Raw genomic sequence first — 6,982 nt, 5'->3', positions numbered from 1 at the left:
TGCGCCGGCTACGTGAACAAATGGAGGACAACTATTCCTCCTATTTTTTCGATGAGAGAGAAGAATTGCCGCCTGTCTATTCCGAACCGTTCTACGCTGAGAGAGAAGAGCCGTGGCACCGGGTTGAGTACAGAGAGCGGGAGCGGGCACAGAAATCCCGGACTTCATCCGGATCTTTCTCTGGACCGATGAAGCGGAGAGACAAATTGTTTATAAAAATCATCGCTTCTTTTTTTCTGTTGAGCTTGGCTTATGTCATTAACCATGTATCATTTCCGGGATCGGAAAAGTACCGTACAGTGATGAATGAGGTCATGGACCGTTCGTATAATTTCGCTGGCCTTTCGGCTTGGTATGAGAAAAAATTCGGCGCGGTGCCGACACTATTGCCGACCCTGGGCACGATGGGCAGCGAGGCCAAACCGGTGCTGCAGGCGCAGAGCATGCTCTTGAAAGCGCCTGCGGCGGGTAAGGTGACGCAAACGTTTGCCGAGCAGGGGACTGGCGTATACTTTATACCGAAGGATGCGACGATTCGTGCGGTGGACCAGGGATGGGTAACATTCGCCGGACAAAAAGAAGGATTCGGCAATACGGTCATCATCCAACATGCAAAAGGAATGGAGACATGGTATGCAGGCCTGGACACGCTGGAAGTGAAGCCAAATGACTGGGTGGAAGTCCAGCGGGCCATCGGCAAAGCACAGACGGAAGGGCAGACGCTGAAGTCCGTATATTTCGCCGTGAAGAAGAACGAGCAGTTTGTTGATCCGCAGGGCGTGGTTCGTTTTGAATAATATGAAGCTGCATGTTCATCCGTTGTTTTGGTTCATGATGTTAGGTGCCCTGCTGGTCGGGCAATTCATTCAAGTCATCACTTTATTTGTCATTGTCCTCCTGCATGAGCTCGGTCATGTGACAGCGGCACGCTGGTATGGCTGGCGGGTGAGAAAGATTGAACTGCTTCCATTCGGCGGGGTGGCGGAAATCGACGAATGGGGAAATACGGAGCCCCGTACGGAGATTGTGGTAGCGCTGGCCGGGCCGATGGTAAACGCGATTCTGATCGCAATCGGCTGGTCCTTTCAGAAGCTAGGAATATGGTCGTCTGCATGGACGGCTTTTTTTGTGTACAGTAATCTTGTCATCGGCGGGTTTAACCTGCTTCCTGTCTGGCCGCTGGACGGCGGACGGGTGCTGCAGACGGTATTCAGCCTTTTTCTGCCGTATCGCCAGGCGATGCTGTTGTCAATGTATACGAGTTTGGCAGGAGCAACAGGTTTGTTGGCCTGGAGTCTTTCGTTTGAGCCGACGCCGCACTTGAACGGGCTGGCGGTGTCGTTTTATCTGCTGTTTGGCGCCATTCTTGCGTACCGGAAGCGGCATTATCAGTTTCTCCGGTTTTTGCTTGCACGGCAGGCCTGCCTGGAGCTTCGGCATTCGGCGTGGGAAGAGCGCCTCGTATTCGTCCCGCCCTCTCTTTCACTTGCACAGGCCGTGAATCAACTGAAGCGGAACCGTTATCATCTGTTTATTGTAAAAAGAAGAACGCTTCCGAGCGCCATGTTTTCAGAGAAGACGCTGCTGGAGTATTATTTCTCAGGGGCACGGCGGCATTGTAAAGTGGAAGAGTTGCTGCAATAACAGTAAAATGGAGGGAAGATAAGGGGGAATCCTATTGAAAAAGATTATTGTCAATGCCATGGGCCGTGAAGCGCGCGTCGCCGTGCTGGAAAGCGGTCGTTTGGTTGAATTATATATCGAACGTCCGGAAGAGAGCCGCATTGTCGGAAACATATACAAAGGAAGAGTCGAGAATGTGCTTCCCGGAATGCAGGCCGCATTCGTCGATATCGGCATGGACAAGAACGCATTTTTATATGTGGACGATTGTTTGCCTCCGGACATCGAAAAAACGAAGAAGCGAAAGCCTTCCATAAACGAGCTGATTACCAAAGGACAGGAAATAACGGTACAGGTCAGCAAAGAAGCCTTCGGGACAAAGGGGGCGCGTGTAACAACACAAGTCTCACTGCCAGGACGCTATATCGTCTATCTGCCGAATGTATCATATATCGGCGTCTCTCGCCGCATCCAGCAGGAGAAAGAGCGGGAGCGCCTCCGCTCGGTTGTCCGCGGCATTCTTAAGCCGGAGGAAGGCGTCATTCTGCGTACGCTGGCCGAAGGCGTTACGCAGAAGGAACTTGCGGCGGATATCTTATTTTTGCGTGCGCGCTGGGAACAGGTGCAAAACGATAAAAAGCATACACGTCCACCTTCGCTCATCTATCAGGATCTTGATCTTGTCTCCCGTGTCGTCCGCGATTTTGTCAGCGAGGACATTGAAGAAGTTATCATCGACAGTCGTTTACGCTATGCGGAAGTGTGCTCCCTGCTCGGACGTTATCAGCCGGAGCTCGAAGAAAAAATTCAACTGTATACGGGGCGGGAAGAGATTTTTGCCCATTATGACCTTGATGGAGAGATTGAGCGGGCCCTCCGCCGGAAAGTTTGGCTAAAGAGCGGTGGTTACCTGGTTATTGACCAGACGGAAGCGATGACCGTGTTTGATGTGAATACAGGTAAGTTTACTGGTACCCATGATCTGGAAGAAACTGTGGTCAAGACGAACCTGGAAGCCTGCCGCGAAATTGCGCGCCAGCTCCGCCTGCGCAATGTCGGCGGGATTATTATTATTGACTTTATCGACATGGCCAAGCAGGAGCATCGAGTGCAAGTGCATAAATGCATGGAGGCGGAGCTCCGCAAGGATAAAACGAAAACGCATCTTCTTGGCTTTACGCAACTCGGACTTCTTGAGATGACGCGTAAAAAAGAGCGGCACAACCTCTCTGATATGCTGCAGCGTACCTGTCCGTGCTGTGAAGGAAAAGGCCGGATTCTCGCCGAAGAAACGTTGCTTGGCATACTGGAGCGCGAACTTATTGCCTATAGTCAGGATGATCGCATATCCGCTGTGTTGGTGGAGATGCATCCACACACGGTACGTTATTTTAACGAACACGGATATCTGAATGAGTTGGAGGATAGTACAGGCTTTGTCGTCTATTTGAAAGAAAATCCGATGCTGGACGAGCAGCGGTACCAAATTACATTTATGGGAAGCGAAGAAGAGGTACAGGCGCGTGTCCAGAGATAATGATTGCTTTTAAGGGAAGAATGTGATAATCTATTTTTTGTTGACTAGTGTGCTTGACACCTCAAGCAGACTACAACCGCTCGATGAAGGTTATAAAGTCGGTCAGGCGGCCGCACCGGGTATCGGCGAGTCTTAGTATATGGAGGAGGTGCAACGAATGTACGCAATTATCGAAACTGGTGGTAAGCAATACAAAGTGGAGAAAGGCACAGAACTGTACATCGAAAAGCTGGCAAACGCTGAAGGTGACACAGTAACTTTTGACCGTGTACTGCTCGTATCTGGTGAGGACGGTGTAAAAATGGGCGCTCCTGTAGTAGAAGGTGCGACTGTTACCGCGAAAGTGGAACGTCACGGTAAAGGCAAGAAAATTATCGTGTACAAATACAAAGCAAAGAAAAACTACCGTCGTAAGCAGGGTCACCGTCAACCTTATACGAAGGTTGTTATCGACGCCATCAATGCATAATGATTACGGTGCAAGTAAAGAGGCGCTCTGACGGGACGATCGAGAAGATTACGATCAGTGGACATGCCGGATCGGCTGATTATGGCCGGGATCTGGTGTGTGCCGCGGTGTCTGCCATCTCGCTAGGGACCGTTAACGCCGTTGAATTGTTATTGAACGTCGGGCTGCCGGCCAGACAGGGCGACAGCGGGTTTCTCGAAGTGAAAGTACCGGACGATTATGCGCCGGAGCTTGCGGAGAAAGTGCAGTTACTGCTCGAAGGCATGATTGCCTCGCTGTATTCGGTAGCCGTAAGTCATGACAAGTATGTTCGGATTGCCGACAAATTGAAATATTGAGGAGGTGGCACTCATGTTAAGAATGGACCTTCAATTCTTCGCCTCGAAAAAAGGGGTAGGTAGCACGAAGAACGGCCGCGACTCCATCTCGAAGCGTCTTGGCGCGAAACGTGGAGATGGCCAATTCGTAAAAGCGGGTAATATCCTGTACCGTCAACGCGGTACGAAGATCTATCCGGGTGCAAACGTAGGCCGTGGTGGCGACGACACATTGTTCGCGCTGTCTGACGGTATCGTACGCTTCAAGCGTCTGGGCCGCGACCGCAAACAAGTGGTTGTTGAACCGGTAGCAAGCAAAGCTTAATACGTGAGCGAATAAAAAGACCGTTGACGCCAGTCAATGGTCTTTTTTCACGGATAGGAAAGTAGATGCCGATTTCGTATGAAATCAACATCTACTTTCCCTCCATTCGTAAGCGGGAAAAAACTCGCGAGTTTTTCTTACTTTTCTCTTTTGCTTTTCGTTTTTTTGTCTATGGGTTTGTGCACACTAAGGCAAAAACCAAAGGAGTGTTTGCCTGTGTTTCGCAAAAACGGAGCCGATACGCTGATTGATTTGCTGATTGAGTGGGGCGTGGACCATGTGTATGGAATGCCTGGTGATTCGATAAACGCTATCATTGAGGCGCTGCGCAAGAGGAAAGATAAAATTCGCTTTATCCAGGTACGGCATGAAGAAGCCGGGGCTCTGGCGGCCGCGGCGTATGCTAAATTGACTGGAAAACTCGGTGTCTGCCTGGGTGTGGCGGGTCCTGGTGCCATTCATTTGCTGAACGGATTGTATGACGCCAAACTGGATCATGCGCCCGTACTGGCGATTGCCGGGCAGGTCGATACGGCAGTAATGGGGCTTGATTATTTTCAAGAAGTGAATCTAAGCCGCTTGTTTGATGATGTGGCGGTGTATAATCAGATGGTTGTTTCACCTGTACAGTTGCCCGCTGTGGTTAATCAAGCAATTCGTACGGCATATGTCGAGAAGGGTGTCGCTGTACTGGCGTTTCCCGGCAACGTGACGAATATGGAGATGAACAAGGGTACGCCCTATACCTCTCCCCAGATAGCAAGGGGAAAGGTACAGCCGCTGGATCACGATATGGATGCGGTCTGTGCCGCACTGAATCAAATGGATAAAAATATTGTTATTTTAGCTGGTAAAGGTGCACGGGGAGCAAGAGAGGAACTGCTTACCCTTGCCGAAAAGCTCGGCGCTCCCATCGTACTTACGCTTCCGGCTAAAGGCGTCATTCCGGACAGGCATCCGTACTGCCTGGGCGGTCTTGGACTGCTTGGCACAAGGGCGGCATACACTGCAATGCAGGAGGCAGATATTTTGTTTATGATTGGCACTTCCTATCCGTTTACTGTCTATCTCCCGGAGCGTGCGTTTACGATTCAATTGGACGTGGATGCACGGCAAATCGGCAAACGATATGCGGTGGATGTCGGGATTGTCGGCGAAGCGAAATCGACGCTTGCACAGCTGAATGAGCGCGTGGCATACCATGAGAGCCGCGAGTTTCTGGCGCGCTGCAAAGCGAATATGGATAAATGGTGGGATAAAATGGAAAGTCTGGAAGAGGCAGAGCATCCGAAGATTCTTCCGGAATATGTGGCGCGGGCGATGGAGGAGATGGCGGAGGAGAATGCTGTGCTGTCGTGCGATGTCGGCAATGTTACCGTTTGGGCCGCACGGCATTTTCGCTGCACCAACCAGCACTTTATTCTATCCAGCTGGCTGGCTACGCTTGGCTGCGGTCTGCCAGGTGCCATTGCGGCGCAAATCGCCTATCCCGAGCGGCAGGTGTTTGCCTTATGCGGTGACGGCGGTTTTGGTATGATGATGGCCGATTTCGTCACCGCGGTCAAGTATGATTTGCCCATCATCGTCGTCGTATTCAATAACCAGAAAATCGCCATGATTAAGTTTGAACAAGAAGTGCTCGGCAATCTTGAATATGGTACCGGTCTGCATAATCCAAACTTTGCTGCCTATGCAGAAGCGTGCGGTGCGATGGGATTGCGCGTCGAGAGGAAGGAAGATGTGCTTCCGGCATTGCGCAAAGCCGCAGCCGCCAAGCGTCCCTGCATTATCGATGTGCTAGTGGAAGCCGATGAGCTGCCGCAGCCTCCGAATGTAATGGTGGAGCAGGCGATCGGATACGCCAAGCATCTGGCGAAAGAGCTGCTGGAGGAAGGAAAAGTCTCGCTTCCGCCCATTCTTCGTTTATAGAAAAGCGAATGTTTTTCTTTGCACCGCTCGTGCCACGCCGCTGGCCGAATATGGTAAAATGATGAGAGAAGCCATAATAAAGGGAGCGAAGCCGTATGAAGGAGTTAATCGAAGTTATTAATCACCAACGGCACGACTGGCTTAACCATATTCAGGTTCTGCTCGGGTACTTAAAGCTTGAGAAATATGACATGTGCGAGGAATACATACGCAAAATCATTACGGATGCCAATCGGGACACGTTGGTGTCCCGGCTGGAATATCCGCCGCTTGTCGCCTATTTATTGTCGTTTAACGCATTACATAATAACGTATGTATTGAGGTGGAAATTCCGGCTTCCTTCTCACTTCTATCGTTTGAAGAGGGGCCAAAGCTGGGAGATTTCATTCTTTCGGTGGTAAAGTTATACCAGCAGCACGCGCTCTATAATAACGGAGAAAGCAATACGTTTCTTCTTACGTTGCATCGCGAAGAAGGAATGCTACGGATGGTGGCTGATTTTGCCGGCGAGCTGGACGCTCGGGAAATCGAGCCTAAGCTTATGCAGGCAAAAGTCCAGGCGGAAGAGTGGGGGGGCAAGGTGCTGCTCGCACCTCATACGGCTTCGGAGTCGGTACTGGAATGTCTGTTTCCTCTATAAAACAGTATGGCCGTCCCTGCTGCAAGCTCTGACATGAAAACAGAAAGTAGGCATGGCTGTTCAGCCGCAACCCCGACATGAAAATCATGGGAAGGGCGGCTGACTTTTGTGGTGCGAAGGAAAAGAGAGGAAAGAATGAGG

8 protein-coding genes and 1 other annotated feature are annotated in these 6,982 nt (G+C 50.8%); all 8 genes read left to right on the top strand.

What is annotated here, in order from left to right:
• Positions 1–797: M23 family metallopeptidase (locus tag B2899_RS01365; RefSeq protein ID WP_286883480.1), on the top strand; the 797-nt coding region annotated here is incomplete at its 5' end.
• A 1-nt stretch (position 798) separates the two neighbouring features.
• Complete coding sequence (locus tag B2899_RS01360; protein WP_286883491.1) at positions 799–1,644, top strand: M50 family metallopeptidase; 846 nt, start codon at positions 799–801, stop codon at positions 1,642–1,644.
• Between the two features lie 34 nt (positions 1,645–1,678).
• Complete coding sequence (locus B2899_RS01355) at positions 1,679–3,160, top strand: Rne/Rng family ribonuclease (protein WP_286883478.1); 1,482 nt, start codon at positions 1,679–1,681, stop codon at positions 3,158–3,160.
• A 64-nt stretch (positions 3,161–3,224) separates the two neighbouring features.
• Positions 3,225–3,303: a sequence feature (ribosomal protein L21 leader region), on the top strand.
• A gap of 14 nt (positions 3,304–3,317) precedes the next feature.
• On the top strand, positions 3,318–3,629 hold the full coding sequence (gene rplU / locus B2899_RS01350; protein WP_146808342.1) for a 50S ribosomal protein L21: 312 nt from the start codon (positions 3,318–3,320) through the stop codon (positions 3,627–3,629).
• Positions 3,629–3,967, top strand: coding sequence for a ribosomal-processing cysteine protease Prp (locus B2899_RS01345; RefSeq protein ID WP_146808343.1), 339 nt, complete (start codon positions 3,629–3,631; stop codon positions 3,965–3,967). The genes rplU and B2899_RS01345 overlap by 1 nt, the downstream gene beginning before the upstream one ends.
• Positions 3,968–3,980: 13 nt before the next feature.
• Positions 3,981–4,271, top strand: coding sequence for a 50S ribosomal protein L27 (gene rpmA, locus B2899_RS01340; protein WP_146808344.1), 291 nt, complete (start codon positions 3,981–3,983; stop codon positions 4,269–4,271).
• Positions 4,272–4,487: 216 nt separating this feature from the next.
• Complete coding sequence (locus tag B2899_RS01335; protein WP_286883472.1) at positions 4,488–6,200, top strand: pyruvate oxidase; 1,713 nt, start codon at positions 4,488–4,490, stop codon at positions 6,198–6,200.
• A gap of 95 nt (positions 6,201–6,295) precedes the next feature.
• Positions 6,296–6,841, top strand: a complete 546-nt coding sequence (locus B2899_RS01330; RefSeq protein ID WP_146808346.1) for a Spo0B domain-containing protein — start codon at positions 6,296–6,298, stop codon at positions 6,839–6,841.
• Positions 6,842–6,982 lie beyond the last annotated feature (141 nt).

Origin of the sequence: Aneurinibacillus sp. UBA3580, assembly GCF_002375825.1 — a bacterium.
Classification (GTDB): domain Bacteria; phylum Bacillota; class Bacilli; order Aneurinibacillales; family Aneurinibacillaceae; genus Aneurinibacillus; species Aneurinibacillus danicus.
Note: the sequence above shows the minus strand (reverse complement) of the source record. Positions and strands in the feature narration are given on the sequence as shown.